This window comes from Salinispirillum sp. LH 10-3-1, from assembly GCF_030643825.1.
Classification (GTDB): Bacteria; Pseudomonadota; Gammaproteobacteria; order Pseudomonadales; family Natronospirillaceae; genus Salinispirillum.
In genome coordinates, this window is record NZ_CP101717.1 from 2,267,007 (window position 1) to 2,284,502 (window position 17,496).

General features: G+C 53.2%; 16 protein-coding genes. 14 read left to right on the forward strand and 2 right to left on the reverse strand.

Annotated elements, in window-relative coordinates:
- Window positions 1–73: 73 nt before the first annotated feature.
- Window positions 74–1,111 carry a rod shape-determining protein gene (locus NFC81_RS10175; protein ID WP_304994379.1) on the reverse strand — a complete coding sequence of 346 codons (1,038 nt, stop codon included), beginning with the start codon at window positions 1,109–1,111 and terminating at the stop codon, window positions 74–76.
- A 253-nt stretch (window positions 1,112–1,364) separates the two neighbouring features.
- Between NFC81_RS10175 and gatC the strand changes: the two genes are divergently transcribed.
- From gatC to NFC81_RS10230, 11 genes are all read left to right on the forward strand, one after another.
- A complete protein-coding gene (gene gatC / locus NFC81_RS10180) occupies window positions 1,365–1,652 on the forward strand; it encodes an Asp-tRNA(Asn)/Glu-tRNA(Gln) amidotransferase subunit GatC (RefSeq protein ID WP_304994380.1) in 288 nt (95 codons plus the stop codon).
- Window positions 1,653–1,733: 81 nt separating this feature from the next.
- Entirely contained in the window at window positions 1,734–3,194 is a 1,461-nt protein-coding gene (gene gatA, locus NFC81_RS10185) for an Asp-tRNA(Asn)/Glu-tRNA(Gln) amidotransferase subunit GatA (RefSeq protein WP_304994381.1), read from the forward strand.
- A 3-nt stretch (window positions 3,195–3,197) separates the two neighbouring features.
- Window positions 3,198–4,631 carry an Asp-tRNA(Asn)/Glu-tRNA(Gln) amidotransferase subunit GatB gene (gatB, locus tag NFC81_RS10190; RefSeq protein WP_304994382.1) on the forward strand — a complete coding sequence of 478 codons (1,434 nt, stop codon included), beginning with the start codon at window positions 3,198–3,200 and terminating at the stop codon, window positions 4,629–4,631.
- Window positions 4,632–4,797: 166 nt separating this feature from the next.
- Entirely contained in the window at window positions 4,798–5,772 is a 975-nt protein-coding gene (gene dctP, locus NFC81_RS10195) for a TRAP transporter substrate-binding protein DctP (protein ID WP_304994383.1), read from the forward strand.
- Window positions 5,773–5,879: 107 nt separating this feature from the next.
- Entirely contained in the window at window positions 5,880–6,713 is an 834-nt protein-coding gene (locus NFC81_RS10200) for a TRAP transporter TatT component family protein (protein ID WP_304994384.1), read from the forward strand.
- A 62-nt stretch (window positions 6,714–6,775) separates the two neighbouring features.
- Window positions 6,776–7,771 (forward strand): TRAP transporter substrate-binding protein DctP, encoded by a 996-nt coding sequence (gene dctP, locus NFC81_RS10205; protein WP_304994385.1) that lies wholly within the window; start codon window positions 6,776–6,778, stop codon window positions 7,769–7,771.
- Window positions 7,768–8,262, forward strand: a complete 495-nt coding sequence (locus tag NFC81_RS10210) for a TRAP transporter small permease (RefSeq protein WP_304994386.1) — start codon at window positions 7,768–7,770, stop codon at window positions 8,260–8,262. Before dctP (NFC81_RS10205) ends, NFC81_RS10210 begins: the two co-directional genes overlap by 4 nt.
- Window positions 8,259–9,536 (forward strand): TRAP transporter large permease subunit, encoded by a 1,278-nt coding sequence (locus tag NFC81_RS10215; protein WP_304994387.1) that lies wholly within the window; start codon window positions 8,259–8,261, stop codon window positions 9,534–9,536. Before NFC81_RS10210 ends, NFC81_RS10215 begins: the two co-directional genes overlap by 4 nt.
- A gap of 12 nt (window positions 9,537–9,548) precedes the next feature.
- Window positions 9,549–10,172 (forward strand): 5'-deoxynucleotidase, encoded by a 624-nt coding sequence (gene yfbR / locus NFC81_RS10220; RefSeq protein ID WP_304994388.1) that lies wholly within the window; start codon window positions 9,549–9,551, stop codon window positions 10,170–10,172.
- A 90-nt stretch (window positions 10,173–10,262) separates the two neighbouring features.
- Window positions 10,263–11,894, forward strand: a complete 1,632-nt coding sequence (locus NFC81_RS10225) for a tetratricopeptide repeat protein (protein WP_304994389.1) — start codon at window positions 10,263–10,265, stop codon at window positions 11,892–11,894.
- Between the two features lies 1 nt (window position 11,895).
- Complete coding sequence (locus tag NFC81_RS10230; protein WP_304994390.1) at window positions 11,896–12,585, forward strand: HAMP domain-containing sensor histidine kinase; 690 nt, start codon at window positions 11,896–11,898, stop codon at window positions 12,583–12,585.
- 13 nt (window positions 12,586–12,598) lie between these two features.
- Here NFC81_RS10230 and NFC81_RS10235 read toward each other — a convergent pair whose 3' ends face one another.
- Window positions 12,599–13,174, reverse strand: a complete 576-nt coding sequence (locus NFC81_RS10235; protein WP_304994391.1) for a cyclic nucleotide-binding domain-containing protein — start codon at window positions 13,172–13,174, stop codon at window positions 12,599–12,601.
- Between the two features lie 102 nt (window positions 13,175–13,276).
- On the opposite strand from NFC81_RS10235, the gene NFC81_RS10240 reads away from it, so the two are divergent.
- From NFC81_RS10240 to NFC81_RS10250, 3 genes are all read left to right on the forward strand, one after another.
- A complete protein-coding gene (locus NFC81_RS10240; protein WP_304994392.1) occupies window positions 13,277–15,307 on the forward strand; it encodes a FecR domain-containing protein in 2,031 nt (676 codons plus the stop codon).
- A 26-nt stretch (window positions 15,308–15,333) separates the two neighbouring features.
- Window positions 15,334–17,040, forward strand: coding sequence for a FecR family protein (locus NFC81_RS10245; protein WP_304994393.1), 1,707 nt, complete (start codon window positions 15,334–15,336; stop codon window positions 17,038–17,040).
- Window positions 17,041–17,175: 135 nt separating this feature from the next.
- Window positions 17,176–17,493, forward strand: coding sequence for a CidA/LrgA family protein (locus tag NFC81_RS10250; protein ID WP_370529909.1), 318 nt, complete (start codon window positions 17,176–17,178; stop codon window positions 17,491–17,493).
- Window positions 17,494–17,496 lie beyond the last annotated feature (3 nt).

Below are 17,496 nucleotides of genomic sequence, written 5' to 3' on the forward strand. Positions count from 1 at the left end.
AGACAATCTCCCATGCCTTGGTATGGGCTCACTGGAGTCTGGTCAATCCTCGACCAGACCGTAACGAGTTTCATTAGAAGTCGTGTGCCAGCTCAAAAATTTTGTCGTCCATCATTTCCAATGCGCGGCCGCCTCCACGAGCAACACAGGTCAGCGGGTCTTCCGCTACCAGCACTGGCAAACCAGTCTCTTCACTCAACAGTTTGTCGAGATCACGCAACAACGCACCGCCGCCCGTCAACACCATACCACGCTCGGCGATATCGGCAGCCAACTCAGGAGGTGTTTGTTCTAGCGCACTTTTCACCGCCTGCACAATCGCTGACAGCGATTCTTGCAACGCCTCAATCACTTCGTTGCTGTTCAAGGTGAACGTACGCGGAATACCTTCGGCAAGGTTACGACCGCGCACTTCGAATTCACGCACTTCAGAACTGGGGTAAGCACAACCGATCTCAACCTTGATGCGCTCTGCCGTAGCTTCACCGATCAGGCTGCCGTAGTTACGGCGAATGTAAGAGACAATGGCTTCATCGAAACGGTCACCACCGACCCGCACAGACTCGGAATACACCACACCATTCAAAGAGATGATCGCAATTTCAGTGGTACCACCACCGATGTCCACCACCATTGAACCGCGCGCTTCCTCTACGGGCAAACCTGCACCAATCGCAGCGGCCATCGGCTCTTCAATCAGAATCACTTCACGCGCACCAGCACCGTATGCTGATTCACGAATGGCCTTACGCTCTACCTGAGTCGATTTGCAAGGCACGCAAATCAGTACCCGTGGGCTTGGCGTTATCCATGAACCTTCATGCACTTTCGCAATGAAGTGTTGCAGCATTTTTTCCGTTACTTGAAAATCGGCGATGACACCGTCTTTCAGCGGACGAATAGCAGTGATAGATCCGGGCGTACGACCCAACATCCGCTTCGCTTCAGTACCAACCGCGGCGACTTCCTTCGAATTGCCACGCGTGCGAACTGCAACCACTGAGGGTTCGTTCAGAACTATGTCACGATCTCGTACGTAAATCAGTGTGTTAGCGGTACCCAAATCGATAGAAAGGTCACTAGAAAATAGACCTCTAAGTTTCTTAAACATGTAATCCGTCCATTAGCAATCTGGCAGAGAGCACAATCATCGCTTTGCAGGCGCCAGGTGATACCCCTGCAGCTGTGGCTCAATCAGCCTGCAATGTATCAGCGGTGGGGATTTTGAGCAAGGCGCAAATGTGGTAACGTAGCGCGCTTTGCGAATTATTAATAAAGCTCTGAGTATTTCATACCGTGCATAGGCGCACCGGAAATACTCGAAGCTACCGTAATTGCCGACTATTAACTCTGGAGAGAAGAGCATGAGCCTCGACCGCGCAGAAGTGGAAACCATTGCGCAACTGGCGCGCCTAAAGATCGCTGAGCAGGATGTGCCTGCTTATGTAGACGCGTTGTCCAGCATTCTGAACCTGGTGGATCAGATGCAAGCCGTAGACACCACAGGCGTTGAGCCCTTGGCGAATCCCTTAGACGCCACGCAACGCTTGCGTGCTGACGATGTGACCGAGGAAAACCAGCGGGAGCATTTCCAGACCATTGCACCCAAGACAGAAGCCGGTCTGTACCTGGTACCTCAAGTTATCGAATAATTTTTGCCTAGGGTATCAACCATCGGGGGCTTATGTTTCGACACACCCCTGTTAGAGCACGCTATTGTTAAGGACATAGCCATGATCGACAAAACTCTGAAACAACTTTCGGCAGGCCTCGCCTCGGGCGAGTTCTCCAGCACTGAACTGACTAAAGCCTATTTGGCGCGCATCGAAGGCCTAGATAGCCAACTGAACTCCTTTATTACTGTCACTGCTGATGCGGCACTTGCGGCCGCCGCGGAAGCCGACGCTGCCATTAAAAATGGTTCTGCTGGCCCATTAACGGGCATCCCATTGGCGCACAAGGACATCTTCTGTACCGAGGGTGTGAAAACCACCTGCGGTTCGCGCATGCTCGACAATTTCATTGCACCCTATGAGTCCACAGTTACCAGTAAACTGAAAGCCGCAGGCACCGTCATGGTTGGTAAAACCAACCTTGATGAATTCGCCATGGGCTCGTCTACGGAAAGCTCGTACTACGGACCAACGCGTAACCCATGGAACACCGACACCATCCCAGGTGGTTCATCCGGTGGTTCAGCGGCTGCCGTTGCAGGCGGATTGGTACCTGCGGCCACTGGGACCGACACCGGCGGGTCAATCCGTCAACCAGCGGCACTGTGTGGCATTACGGGCTTGAAGCCCACTTATGGCCGCGTATCGCGCTGGGGCATGATCGCCTACGGTTCGTCACTCGACAGTGGCGGCCCGCTGACCAAAACAGCCGAAGACGCAGCTTTGATGTTGAACGCCATGGCCGGTTTTGACGCCAAAGATTCCACCTGCGTGGACCGTGCAGTACCCGACTACACGGCTACCTTGGGCGACAGCATCAAAGGGCTGCGCATCGGCCTGCCAGAAGAGTACTTCGGCGAAGGCTTGGACAGCGGCATTGCGGACCGCGTCAATGCAGCCGTTAAAGAACTGGAGAAATTGGGCGCTGTGGTCAAGAAAATCAGCCTGCCACGTACCCAGTTGTCCATCCCGGCGTATTACATCATCGCCCCGGCGGAAGCATCGACCAACTTGTCGCGTTACGACGGTGTGCGTTTCGGCTATCGCTGTGAAGACCCAAAAGACTTGCTCGACATGTACATGCGCACCCGTGCAGAAGGCTTCGGTGAAGAAGTTAAACGCCGTATCATGGTCGGCACCTACGCGCTGAGCACCGGCTATTACGATGCTTACTACAACAAAGCGCAGCAATTACGCCGCCTGATCAAAGACGACTTCCAAACCGCCTTTGCGGATGTGGACGTGATCGCCGGCCCTACTACGCCACACCCGGCGTGGAAACTCGGCGCCAAGGGCAACGACCCCGTCGCCATGTACTTGGAAGACATCTATACCCTGTCGGTAAACTTGGCTGGCTTGCCCGGCATGTCCGTGCCTTGCGGCCAAGTTGACGGTCTGCCGGTTGGTCTGCAACTGATCGGCAATTACTTTGACGAAGCCCGCCTGTTGAACCTGGCGCACCAGTTCCAGCTCAACACAGATTGGCACACACAGACTCCGGCATTCGGTAAAGAGGGTTAAGAAATGGAATGGGAAATCGTCATCGGCCTGGAAGTGCACGCTCAGCTTTCAACCAACACCAAGATTTTTTCCGGTGCCAGCACCAAGTTTGGCGCTGCACCCAACACGCAAGCATGCTCGGTAGACCTCGGTTTGCCGGGCGTACTGCCCGTATTCAATGAAAACGCCCTGCGCAAAGCCGTGTCGTTTGGTCTCGCTATTGGCGCAGAAATAGGCAAGCGCTCGGCGTTTGACCGTAAGAACTATTTTTATCCTGACTTGCCGAAAGGCTACCAGATCACCCAAATGGACCACCCGATCGTGGGCAAGGGTGAAGTCGAGATCATGCTGGAAGACGGCACGCTGAAGCGTGTCGGCGTTACCCGCGCCCACTTGGAAGAAGACGCGGGTAAATCACTGCATGAAGACTTCCAAGGTATGACCGGCATCGACTTGAACCGTGCGGGCACGCCGCTGCTTGAAATTGTTTCTGAGCCGGACATCCGCAGCGCCAAGGAAGCCGTGGCCTATCTGAAAAAGATCCACAGCATCATCACCTATGTGGGCGTTTCCGACGGCAACATGGCCGAAGGCTCGATGCGTTGCGACGCCAACGTATCCGTGCGACCCAAAGGCCAGCAAGAATACGGCACACGTTGCGAAATCAAGAACGTGAACTCATTCCGCTTCGTGGAACGCGCCATCAACTACGAAGTAGAACGCCAGATCGCCATCATCGAAGACGGCGGTACTATCGTACAGGAAACTCGTCTGTACGATTCGGTACTGGATGAAACGCGCAGCATGCGCTCAAAAGAAGTGGCGAACGACTACCGCTACTTTCCTGAGCCTGATTTGTTGCCGGTAGAGATCGACGACGCCTACATCGAAGCGGTTCGTGCACAACTGCCTGAACTGCCCGATGCAAAGAAAGAACGCTTTATGTCGCAGTACGGCCTGAGCGAGTACGACGCTTTGATTTTGTCCACTACGCGCGACATTGCTGACTTCTTCGAAACCGTAGCTGATGTCAGCAAAGAGCCGAAGCTCTCCGCCAACTGGGTAATGGGCGATCTCACAGCAGTACTGAACAAAACCAATACACCAATTGGTAAAAGTCCTGTATCAGCGGCAGATCTGGGTCAATTAATACAGCGTATTACCGATAACACTATATCTTCAAAGATTGCTAAAACAGTTTTTGAAGCCATGGTGAATGGTGAAGGCTCGCCAGATCAAGTCATTGAAAAGCAAGGTTTGAAGCAGGTCAGCGACACCGGTGCTATTGAAGCAATGATCGACGAAGTCATCGCTGCGAGCCCACAACAACTGGCGGATTACCGTGGTGGTAAAGACAAGTTGTTCGGCTACTTTGTCGGTCAGGTGATGAAGGCCTCTAAAGGCCAAGCAAACCCGGCGCTGGTGAATGACATCCTGAAACAGAAGCTGGACGGCTAAACGTTGGGCTTGTCGTAGAAGGACAGCAGTAGGGCGGGTATTTACACCCGCTTGTACGTCTTGGGTTGCTTTTGCAAAGTGCACCCGCCCTACTCTCTGTCATCCGCTTGCAACGTCTGGGCTATACTGTCAGAGCGACCTAGCAACCAATTAAGGGGTTTGTATTATGGTTCGTGCATTATTCTTCGTATTACTGGTATGGCCGGTTATCGCAACGGCCAACACCACACTGAAGATTTCGACCGCTTACCCTGCGGGTACTTTCGCCGTTGAGCAGTTACGCCTTGCCGGTGAAGATATTTTAAAAGGAACCGAAGGGCGTGTGCGACTGCAAATCTACCCCGGTGGGGTCATGGGCGATGACCAAGCCGTGCAGCGGCGCATTCGCATCGGCCAACTTGATGGCATGGTCGCTCAAAGTGGCGCCATCAGTAATTTGCATGGCGATCTACAACTCTACAGCCTACCCTTCCTCTTTGATTCGCCTGCCGACGTTGATCGTTTACGCGAACAATGGGACAGCAAGCTTTTGGACCGTTTGAACTCGCTGGGCTGGCAAGGTTACGGGCCGATTGACGGCGGCTTCGCCTATATCATGTCGCAAGATCCTATTCAGAATAAGCAGGACTTAAATTCGGCCCGCCTGTGGGTGCCAGCGAATTCAACCGCACCGCTCTTTGCGCAAGCACTCGGCGTTCGCCCCATTGCGCTTCCTATTGGCGAAGTGCTAACCAGCCTCACCACCGGCGGTATCGACAGCATTGTATCGCCCGTCCCTGCAGCACTTACCTTGCAGTGGTTTTCACGGGTTGACTATCTAGTCAATCAACCGGTGATTTATACCTACGCTTTGGTACTCTTGTCAGAGCGTTCGTTTCGCGGCATTTCCGATGCCGACCGTGATGTTATAGATGCCGCATTGAGTCGCTACGCGGCGGATATGGATAACCGGAGCCGCCGAGACAACGCTGCAGCACTTAATGCCATAGAGCAGCAAAATGTGCGCATACTGCCGTCTAACGAGAGCATCCGCGAAAGCTTTTTGGCCTCTCGCGCAGACGTATATCGCCTGCTGCGTGATCAAGGCGCCTTGTCTAACGACGGTTTAGATGCCGCCATCGACTTTATTTCAGCCATGTAATTTACTGTGGTCGCCGGGGCGGAAACGCCCCATAGGATAGCTAGCCTCTGGCAGCTTTTTTTCACGCAGGATAAACTGCCACCTCTACATCGACAGGGCGTCAATTAATGCTACGTATACTTGTTTCCATCGCAGCCTGCCTCGTAGTGACTGGTTGTGCAACCACTCGCTTACCCGGCAACATCGCCGACGGCATCTTAAGCAATACCGACCTAGAAGTGGTTGGAGACGGGCTCCCAACCTATCTCATCACACTGGATGGCCTCGTCAATACCTACCCACGGCGAGTCGGCATACTAGCCACTGCCGCCGAGCTGAACAGTGCCTATGCGGGCGTGTTTGTCGAATCGCCCGAACGTCAACGCCATTTCACTGCCAAAGCGCTGGACCTATCTATGCGCGCGGCGTGCCGTGATATTCGCGCACTGTGCAACCCGCGCCAACAAACGGTGATTGAGCTGGAAGAGAATCTGGCGAATATCAACCGTACCCGACACGCCGAGTCGCTCTATCTGCTCGGCTCCACTTGGGCCAGCTACATTCAAACTCACAGCGATGACTGGAACGCCGTTGCCGAGTTAGCCAAGGTGCAACGCATCCTGGAACGCCAAGTTCTGCTGGACCCTTCTTACAGTAACGGTATGGGCCAACTGTATTTAGGCGTACTGGCCAGTTTGCTGCCGCCAGCATTGGGAGGGCAGCCGGAAATCGCCCGTACCTACTTCGAATCAGCGATAGAACAGTCCGAAGGGCGTAATCTCATCGTAAAGGTGTATTATGCGCAGCAATATGCGCGTCTACTCTTTGACCAAGAGCTGCACGATCGCTTATTGAAAGAGGTGTTGGCTGCCGACCCTCGAGCCGGCACACTGACGTTGCAGAACACCTATGCACAGCAGTTAGCCGCCGAGTTGCTTGAATCTGGCCAGTACTATTTCTAATAAGCCACTGGTCAAGACAAAGCAGCTGGCCTATTGAAACTTTTTTTGCACGGAGCGTCTGAATGATTCATCGACTGTGTCTGGGTGTGTCAGCCCTATTGTTGGCCACATCCCTTTCTGCCATGGAACTGAAAATTTCTACCCTGTATCCAGACGGCACGGCCGAAGTCAATGCACTGAAGCGCGCCAGCACTCTGATTCAGCAGGAAACCAACGGCCGCGTCAGTATTCGGGTATACCCCGGCGGTGTCATGGGTGACGACCAAGCGGTCGAGCGGCGGATTCGTATAGGCCAACTGCACGGGGCCCTGGTGCAAACGGGCGCCCTATCAAACGTCTTCCCAGATGTTCAGGTGCTGAATGCGCCCTTTGCGTTCAGCAACTACGACGAAGTGGATTATGTGCGCGCTGAGCTTGATCAAGACATTGCCGATGCCTTGCGTGAACGCCAATACCACACCTTTGGTTTCGTCGACGGCGGCTTTGCCTATGTGATGAGCAAATCGCCTGTTGCATCAGTCGACGATCTTAAGAGGCAGAAGCTATGGCTGCCGGCCAATGACCGTTTCTCTGAGCAAGTGGCTAGATCCTTCGGTATATCGCCCATCATCTTGGGCATCTCAGAAGTCCTGACATCACTGCAAACGGGCACTGTCGACGCCATTATTGGGCCGCCGGCCGCCGCCTTAACGCTGCAATGGTTCTCCCGCGTGGACTATCTCACTGACATGCCGCTGATCTACACCGTCGGCACACTGTACATTCACGACCGCCATTTTTCTCGCCTCTCCGCTGATGACCAAGCCGTGGTCACGCGTATTCTTAACGATGCCTTTAAGGAGCTGGACCGCAACAGCCGCCAGAACAATCGACGAGCGTACGAGGCCTTATTGAATCAAAACATTCGCGAGGTCAATCTGTCGCCAGATCAAGTGGAGAGCATCCGTGCGAACGCGGATCAGGCGTATCAGATCCTGGTGAACTCGGGTGAATTTTCACAAGAGTGGCTTGATCGGTTTCTAGCGACATTAGCTGCTTACCGTCAGGAGCAGATGTGATCCAACGCGCCCGCACACTGTTTCATTGGCTAGAAGATGGCTTGCTGGTCAGTGTATTCGTCACCATGCTGGTACTCGCCATCACGCAAATCGTGGTACGCAACACCTTTGACTTTTCCTGGTCTTGGATTGATCCACTGAACCGCATCGGGGTGCTGTGGATTGCCCTACTGGGCGCCATGATTGGCGCGCGGCGCAATAACCACATCAAGATTGATTTGGCCACGCAACTTTTGCCTCCGGCCTTGTCCGTTCCCATTAATCGTTTGGTCGCCGCCCTGAGCAGCGTCGCGTTGGCGATGTTAGCTTGGCATACTTGGCGCCTGGTGTTGGACGAGAAGGCCTTTGGCTCTCCGGCGTTCAATGGCTTACCCGCATGGCCCTTCCAAACCATTATGCCTATAGCATTTGGCATCATGGCCATCCGCTATTTTTGGATGATTTTTTGGCCCATAGTACCCGACAGTGAAGACGAGGCCAGCGCCGAATGAATCAAGCCATTTACGTGGGCATCATACTGATTGCCCTCTTAGGTATGCCGCTGTTCCTGGTGTTGTTGACCGTTGCCGGTGTCGGCTTCAGCTTTGCGGATATTGACCTCATAGTCATTGGTATTGAGCTATATCGTATCACCGATTCAACGGTACTCATGGCCCTACCGCTGTTCGCTTTCGCCGGTTTCCTGCTCAGCGAGTCGAATACTGCACAACGCCTTGTGCGCCTATCGCGTGCCGCCTTGGGTTGGATGCCTGGCGGCATGATGCTGATTGCCTTGCTGACCTGCGCCTTCTTCACCATGTTAACGGGCGGCTCTGGGGTCACCATCGTCGCACTGGGGGCTCTGCTCTACCCGGCCTTAACGCAAAGCAACTACGAACCGCGTTTTAGCTTAGGGCTGCTGACCACGTCCGGTAGCTTAGGCTTATTGTTGCCTCCGGCGATCCCGCTGATCCTGTACGGCATCATTGCGCAGCAAATGGACATTCCCGGCGTCGACATCGTTGACCTGTTCATCGCTGGTTTGATTCCGGCGTTGCTGATGATCCTCGCTCTGTACGGCTATGGCCTGTGGGCCAACCGGCGTCAACCCATTGAGCTGGTGCCGTTTAACTGGCAGGAATGTAAAGTCGCCCTGCGCGAAACCGTCTGGGAATTGCTCATTCCAGTGATTGTGCTGGGTGGTGTATTCAGTGGCTTCTTCGTTCTTTCAGAGGCCGCAGCGGTAACGGCTTTGTACGTTTTGATTATCGAAACCTTCGTCTACCGCGAAATCACCGCTCGCGCCTTGCTCAAGGCCATGCGAGAAAGCTTGATCATGGTGGGTGGCATCCTATTGATTCTCGGCTCCGCCATGGCCTTCACCAATCTCCTGGTATTCAACAACGTACCTTTTATGTTGTTTGATCTGATCGGCGACCGAGTCACCAATCCTTGGGTCTTTCTGATATTACTGAATATCTTGTTGCTGATTCTCGGCGCATTTCTCGATATTTTTGCCGCGTTGGTCATCATGGTGCCATTGATTTTGCCGCTCGCCATGAAGTTCGGCATCGACCCAATTCACCTAGGCGTCATCTTTGTCGCCAATATGCAGATCGGTTACTTCACGCCTCCGGTCGGCATGAACTTATTCATCGCCAGCTACCGCTTCAAAAAGCCCATTGGTGAACTGTACCGAGCTACCCTACCCTTTCTCGGTGTTTTGCTGGCAGTGGTGTTATTGATCACTTACGTACCTTGGCTTAGCCTCGTGTTTGTACGCTGACAAGGAGTTGCCATGGCCAGCCATTTCTTCGCTTACCTAAATCGCCTGCGCTGGATAAAACGCTGGGGACTGAAGCGCAATGTCGTGGACGAAAACGTGATGGAGCACAGTTGGCAAGTTGCGACCATTGCGCATGCGTTGGCCCTAATCAAAAACCGTTACTTCGATGGGCAGGTTAATGCTGAAAAAGTCGCCGTTCTGGGGCTCTACCATGATGTCAGTGAAGTGATCACGGGTGACATGCCGACCCCCATCAAATACCATTCACCCACCATTACCCAAGCGTATAAGGCGGTTGAATCTGAGGCGGAGAAAGAAATCCTCGGATATTTGCCGTCTGAACTTCAACCGGATTATCGCAGCCTACTGCTGCATGAAGAGGCTGACCCTGAACACGCCAAGCTCGTGAAGTTTGCCGACATGATCAGCGCCTATTTAAAATGCCAAGCTGAGCTGGATGCGGGGAATAAAGAATTCCACAGCGCCCACACACAGATAGAACGGCGCATTCGCGATACCGACGCCCCGGAGCTGCAATACTTTATGGCGCATTTTGTTGACGCCTACCAGTTGACACTGGACGACTTACTCAGCACACACGACCGCAGCCTACGTCAGCGGGACAGTAATAAATAGCCAATGCGAGCGTGCGTTACGAAAAACTGATCTACACTTAAAGCGGCAGAAATACTCCAGACAGAACACAAGGAAAGAACGGAACTTCACATGGCTTTCGACAAATCAATTCAGTCGCTGCATTACCTCGTGGTGGACGACTTCGCGAACGTGCGAAAATCGATTCGCAGTATGTTAGGACAACTCGGTGCCGCCAACGTGCATGAAGCAGGTAACGCCCTGCAAGCTAAAACGATACTGAAAGACATTCCCTGTGACATCGTCATCTGTGACTACAACCTTGGTGCAGGTCAGGATGGCCAGCAGTTGCTGGAAGAACTGCGCGCCAACGGTACCGTTAAATACACCACTCAGTGGGTGATGGTCACCGCCGAGACATCAAAAGACATGGTGATGGGCGCCGTCGAAACACACCCCGATGACTATCTCGCCAAGCCTTTCGCCTTCGATACATTTAAACATCGACTGGAAAAGTGGGTAAAACGGCTAGAGGACCTCTATCCCTTGCTAACAGCAATGGATCATAAAAAAGATGACGAAATACTCGCTGCTTGTGACAGCGTGGCTACAACCCACCCACGTCATCGCGCGTGGGCACGCAAGGTTCAAGTCAGTACACTGATCGGCCAGAATAAATTAGAAGAAGCGGAAGCCGTATTGAACGAGCTGCTGGCTAAGCGGCCCCAGGACTGGGCTATTTTCGAAAAAGCGCGCATTCAGATGAAGCGTAAAGAGTTCAAGAAAGCTAAGCCCTTACTTGAAGAAGTGCTGACGGCCAACCCTAATCACGTTGAAGCCTATGACAATTTGGCTACCTGCTACCTCAATGAAGGCCAGGAAGAAGCGGCCCAGCGTGCCCTAATGAACGCCACTCGTGTGTCACCTCGCAACTTACAACGTCAAGTCAGACTGGGCGAGCTGGCGCGCAAGCACCACGACTACAACATCGCAGCCAAAGCCTATAAAGAGGTGCTCACGCTGGCTACCAATACTCGGCATGAAAACCCTGGGCATTTCATTCGCCTTGCGGACACACTCAACACCATGGCCAGTAAAGGCAGTGAGGGCGATCAACGTCGGGCCTCGAAAAGCGCCCTGGACGTCGCTCGTCGCATGATGGATCGTTATCCGGAAGTACTGCCGGTGCAACTCAAAGGCCGACTGGTGATGTGTGAGTCACTGGATATTCAAGGCATGGAATCCGCCCGTGATGGCGAACTTAAGAAGGTCTTTGATATGTCCATGCGTCACGTGGAAGACCTCAAACCAGAAATGGCCATGGAGGTCGCTAAAACCTTCTATCAGTACGACAAGCAACGCTTGGGTGATGACTATGTAGACGCCCTCCGCCGCCAACACAAAGACGACATTTCGATTCAGCAACAACTCTTCATGTTACAAAGCGAGCCTTTATCCGAGTCATCCAAACAGCGCGCCGGAGAACTGAACCACCAAGGTAATAGTCACTATCGAGATGGCGATTTCGACAGTGCGCTAAAGTACTTTGGTAAGGCATTGGATCATTCACCGCGCCACCCGGGCTTGATACTCAACATGGTGCAAGCCCACATGAAGTTGTTTCAAGCAGACCATAATGCGAAACATCTACAAAGCATGGAGCGCTACCTTGACCGTCTGCTCTATTTGCCACCCGACCACTCACAACAAGAGCGCTTTCAGGCCCTGATGGTGCGCTTTAAAGCCCTAAAGCAGGAGAAGTAACATGGCAACCGACAAGCTCGACATGGCAACCGTTCTTGCGTCTACCGTACACGACGTTAAAAATTCCTTGGGCCTGATCAGTAATCAAATTGAAGAAGTGATTAACCAACTGGATCAAACCGACCCTGATGCGAGCAACAAATTGCGCCGTCTGCACATGGAAAGCAACCGTATCAATAGCGGGCTTAGCCACATGCTGGGCGTCTACCGAATCGATAACAAATTGCTGCATCCCAGCTTGGAGGAAGTACTGGTATTGGACGTACTGGAGGACGCCGCAGCGCGTTATGCCAGTACTATGCAGAGTCAGAACATCAAGGTCACCGTTGAGTTAGAAGATGAGGACCTGACGTGGTACATGGACCCCTCATTGGTAGACCATGTACTCACCAATATCCTGACCAACGCCATTCGCTATACGAAAGACTGGATCGGCCTCTCGGCGTGGGTCGAAGACGACATGCTGTGTATCGCCATAGATGACAACGGCAACGGCTATCCGGATGCCTTGCTCAACTGCCTGGCCCCCGACGCCAGCCTGCAGGTCAAAACCAGCAGCACCGGGCTGGGCATCTACTTTGCTAGCCGGATTGCCGGGCTACACCGTGATGATAAGAGCCAGAAACAAGGCAAAATTGCCTTGATCAACAAAGCAGATGGTGGCGCTCGCTTTGCCTTATGGCTACCCTGAGCAGCCGAACGAATCAAATGTCCTCGGCCATCCCAAGGTCGTCGTCCAGGCTATCCCACACATTCTCTGGAGCGGCACTGCTCTCAGTGTCGCCATGATCACCCTGTTCAACAAAGGGTGACTCCCCTGGAGGCACTGCAGCAGGCTCACGAAATTGCGACCCCTGTTTCACCCGGTCTAACAACAGCATAATGATGTTGTCTTTAATTTTTTCGCGTATGTGGATAGGGAACTCTGTCAATGCTTTTCGTTGTAATCTAAAGACGACTGCGTTTGTAAGACATTTAATCGAGCTGGTGCGCGCATTCTTCGTCAAAAAAGAGACCTCACCGAAGCAGTGACCTGGCTTTATGTCTCCAACTCTTATATCGTCCTTCCAAACTTCCAACTCACCCGTTAGCAGCACATAGAGCGCACGATCTTTCTCGTCATCCTGCATGAGCACCCACTCACCCTCACGACAGGCAATTAATTGGGTACTTTTGTCTAACATCAGTAGGCAATCTGCCGTACTAAAGCGTTTGAAAAATTTAACCCGCGACATGATGGTTAACACTTGTTTTTGCGTCAGATGCTCGACCAGTTGCATAGCAGAATAGACCTCTTCAGACCGCCCGTTGTTGTTGAATAAATAAGCAATGCGCACTATCGTACAGAGTATTACCCTTTAGGATAGGTGCAAAGGATACAGATGACAGCACTTAGTATTCGTCAATGCGCACAACGTGCCATATTAGTGTTACTCGCTGCAGTAACAGTGCTTGCGCTACCTGCCAGCGCTAATCAGCAGGCAGCTTTAGTCGTACGCACCACAGGTACGGTCAGTGTCGTGGACCCAGACAGCACCGATGGTCGAGCGTTAACGCGCCGTGATGCAGTCAGCGTAGGCCAAACCGTGGTCACTGGCAATAACAGCGCCGCCACCTTGCGCTTCTCTGACAACAGCTTGGTCGACGTGCGTGCCAATACACGCCTGATTATTCGCCAGCACAGTTTTGATATCGACCAACCAACCGGTGGCTCTACCCTACTGGAGATTACCGAGGGGGGCATCCGGGCTGTCAGTGGCCTAATTGGCCAACACAACCCGCCGGCCTATACAGTGCAAACCTCGGCGGCTACGATTGGCATTCGCGGTACCGAATTCGAAGTACTGCATAGCCTGACCACGGGTACTGACACAGCCATTTTTAACGGCATCGTTGAAGTGGCACCGCAACCACCAAACACCTTTGACATAACGCGATTAGATGCCGTCGATGGCCCACGTTTCTTGAACGTATCGAACGAAGGTGTTCTATCCGTTTCAGACAATATTCCTGCCCAGTCAACGAATGGTGAGCCTCTCAACGTCCCTATTCCCGGTAATGTACTGCAGGACGAACTGATCACCATGGCATTTACACAAGCCGTTCTCGCCGCAGCCCCTGCCGCGGCAGCGGCGCAACCAGTCGACGATATGGCGCGACTGCGCGCTCTGGTGCAGCAACAGCAATGGGCACAGGCCCGCACCCTGTCATCTCGTATGCTGGCGCAGTATGAGGGCGAACCAGACTTTGACTTCCTCTACGGCTTAGCAGCCTTGGGCACCAATAACCTGGACGATGCGGTGTTCGCTTTTCAGCGCGTCATCGCCGTGCAACGGACGAATGACCGAGCACGCCTGGAACTTGGGCGCACCTATTTTGCCCAGCAACGGTGGGCCGAATCACGCCAACAGTTTGAACGGGTACGGGCCAACAACCCACCGACCAACGTGCGCGCTAATGTCGACCGGTATTTAGAAGAAATAGACCGCCGTGAACGCGAGGCACTGGTTTCTTGGAAGGGTACTGTCAGTCTAACCGCACTGTATGACAGCAATGCGGCCAACATTTCACCGACGGCCAGCTTCCCAGACAACTCTTATCTGCCTTCATTCATCACCGATGGCTATCAAGCGCCAGAGCGTGTCGACCAGTACAAACTGTTTTCGCAAGTCGATCTTCGGCGTGAAGCACGTTTGACCAACATCACGGTATGGGGGTTGGGCGTTAGAGCATTAGGAGCCTATACGTTAGAAGATGGCGAAGCGGAATTTACCGACTTAGACATTGGCGTACGTACCTATCTCACCACGACACGTGAGCGTTCAGCACAAAGCCGTAGTCTGGAAGTGCGCGCCTTATCGCAGCGTGCCCTAGCGCGCTACCAGTACAGTTACATGCAGAATCGTAACGTGCAATGGTTCGGGGCCTACGAACCCAGTGCAGCACTTGAAGGCGGCCCGGTTGGCCCCATCTTGACTCAACGCCTCAGCGGCGGTGCAAATTTCCGCGTCGGACCGGTAATGAACCGTGCAGCCCTGAGCGTGTCGCACAACTACAACATACGACCCGGCAGTACACTCGACAACCTGCAAGCCGAGCGCAGCGATACATGGTCGGTCGGCCTGGAGCATCGAGGCCAGTATGCGATCAATCGCCAATTCAATACGTCATTAACACAAAACCTTAATTTTACTCGGTGGTTCGCTGACGACGCCCTGTTTTTTGACCCGGACTCAGGCGACCCGCTTAAGCGCGCCGACATCCGCTACACCATAAAACCCGGCTTAAGCTGGCAGCCCAACCCCAACCTGATTACACAGGGTGGTATAGCGTGGTCTGTGCGCAACAGCAACATCGACTTATACGACTACAATGAAATTACTGCCGATCTTGGCGTCGCGCTGGTTTGGTAATGAACGTTCCCTTGGAGGACGACACAATGAAAGCCCCAATCAATAAAACTCTGGCACTGGGCGCGTGGGTGCTCGGTGCATGCCTGCTGCTGGCGCCTCTCGCCGTGGCGCAGAGCATTGGTACCGTGGTTATGGTGCGCGGTGATGTCACCGCCGAAAACGCCGCCGGTGAAACGCGCGCCTTGAGCCGACGCAGCGAAGTACTGGTCGGCGACCTGTTGTCCACCGGCACGGATGCGCGCCTGCAAATCCGCATGATCGACAACGCCCTACTCGATCTGCGCCCCGAAACCGCCTTGCGCATGGAAGTGTACCAAGGTGAATCGCCCACCACAGAAGACCGAGTATTAATGGACTTGGTGAATGGCACGCTCAGCACTCTCACCGGTACTTTTGGCCGCAGCACCGACGACGCCTATGAAGTTCGTGCCGCCAGTGCCACCATTGGTATTCGTGGTACCGCCTACGGGTTATTTAATGACAGCAATAACAACAGCGTGTTCACTACGGTCACTAACGGCACCGTTTTCATGGGCTCGCCGAGCGGAAATATTCTGCTCGGCCCCAACCAGCCCTTCCGTAACGGCCGTATTGTCGGGAATCAACCGCCACAAGGTCTGTTGCTGCCACCGCAAGAACTGCTGAATGCCCTGCTGTCGGGTAATGACGATGGCACCGAAGGCGACGAAAATGGCGACTCCAATGGCGATAGCGATACCGCCGGCGCACCGCCGGTTGCAGGCGACATCAATGACCCGGAACGTGACAACGAAAGCGTGACCGGCGAAACATTGCTGACCACTAACCTGCAGCAGTCACAACCACCCACTCAGGAAAACCAGCTGTCTTTTGTTGATCGCAGACTTACCAGCAGCGAACAAACCGCGGTCACCAACAGCACCAACCTGTTCTTTGGCAGCGGCGCTTTGGGTGCCAATATGACCAGTGCCCAAGGCGTCATGGTATTCCGACCCACGATCGGTGCGGGCAATGAAATCCTTCTGAACGGCTTTGCCGCCATCTACAACGATGGCACACCCAGCTTTGCCAATGGCTATGTACCCGCAGACAGCATACTGCGCATAGACCCCGATGCGCAGGGCGTTAATGTAGGCTGGGTTTGGGCTAAGGAGATGTTTGAGGATGGTTTCGGTGGTACTCATTATATCGACTATGAAGAATTTCAGAGCCAAGTTAGCGTAAATGGCACTGAGTCCGTGCCTAGTCCTGTTGTAAGTTGGGGTTACTGGGACATGACGGAACACTCCGAGTCTGGTACCTATCTGTATGATAATTACCAAAGCACCGATATATCTCAAGAGCTAGGCGGTGATTATCTTTGGTATGTAATAGGGACACCAGAAAAGAACCTAAATTGGTCCAGTGAAACGGAGTTCTTTACTGCAGCAAACCCAGGATTAGAAGCTGACTTTTATATGTCGATTAACAGTAGCGGAATTGTGAATAATGCAACTCTTCTTGTTTACGGCGACGTATATAATTGGGATATGTCGATCAGTGGTGACGCAGCCGTAATCAAGGGAACTCTATCTATGGATATGCAAGGAACCTATGATTCCGCGAACGCTATAGGCTCAATTGATGGGCTATTCAATCAAACAAACGATGATGAAAAGTGGTTCTTTGCGACTTATGACCTTCATACGATAGATGGCGCTAACCAAGCGAACGGAGTCATCATTGCTTCCGATGGAGCTTTAGGTCCGCAATAACAGCCTCGATAAACAAAAGCAGCTTCGGCTGCTTTTGTTTTGTGTACCCACACCGTATTCTCTACCACTTAAATACCATTCTACCCATGGAGCCTCTCCTTGCTGACCGGTTTCCTCATTCTCCTCACGTGTCAATTGCTTGGCGAGTTCATCGTCGTTGGATTAGGCCTTCCGGTTCCCGGCCCGGTAGCGGGCATGCTGATTTTACTCATCGGTTTGATGATTTACGGCGAAGTGCCGATGGCACTGCGCTTACCCGCCGAGGGTTTGATCCGCTATTTAGCACTGCTATTTATTCCGGCCGGTGTGGGCTTAATGCTGCATTTGCAGATTCTGCGGCACGAATGGTTAGTGGTAGCGGCATCACTGATCGGCAGTACGGCGGTTACCTTGGTGGTGACTGCCTTGGTGCTAAAACTGATGACCCGTCCTACGGACACCCATGCGGAATAACAC